The organism is Oleiphilus sp. HI0061, from assembly GCF_001635675.1.
In genome coordinates this window covers 1-622 of the sequence record NZ_LWFE01000046.1, presented here as the reverse complement: position 1 = coordinate 622, position 622 = coordinate 1, and the positions used below count along the sequence as shown (strand labels likewise).

2 protein-coding genes are annotated in these 622 nt (G+C 39.9%); both read right to left on the bottom strand.

Annotated elements, in window-relative coordinates; all coding sequences use genetic code 11:
• Positions 1-277 (bottom strand): TetR/AcrR family transcriptional regulator (locus tag A3735_RS00700; protein ID WP_156499281.1); only part of this gene is annotated, 277 nt, incomplete at its 3' end.
• Positions 278-368: 91 nt separating this feature from the next.
• A partial coding sequence (locus A3735_RS00695; protein WP_197485553.1) for an ion transporter occupies positions 369-622 on the bottom strand: 254 nt, incomplete at its 5' end.

Below are 622 nucleotides of genomic sequence, written 5' to 3'. Positions count from 1 at the left end.
TGATATCTATTGCTTCTGAATGTGGTGGTAGCGCTTCGTAAGAGGCCAGCATACGACGCAAAAACGAGATTGAAATCTGAGCGTAAATCTCTTCTTTACAGGTAAAATGCTTATAAACGGTCCCTTTGCCTATCTCTGCTTTTTTGGAAATCTGCTCAACGGTCACAGTTTCCCAATGTGGGTTCTCAAACAAACTGATCGCCGCTTTGAGAATTTCCTGCTCCCTCTTAGCAAACTCAACCTGCTTTCGACTTAAGCCTTCACTTCCTTCCGACATTACACTCTCACAAACTTCAATTACGAATTAATTCAATCAGCCAGCTAGGTGACCGATAGTCATTAAGTCTAGTTCTAAATTCACAGCTATTCTAGTTTTTCTTAAGATCCACAATCATCTGTTTCATGCTTAAGATTTCAGCTTGAAGGTCACTAATAGTTGGCTCATCCTTTTTACTTTCTTGCCGCGCTTTAGCATGCTCTTCTTCCATCACATTAACGACAATACCAATTACCATATTGAGAAATGCAAAGGCTGTAAAAAAGATAAACGATAAGTAGTATATCCAGCTGAAGGGGTACACCTCCATCGTTTCATATTGAACATCAGTCCAATCTTCAAAGG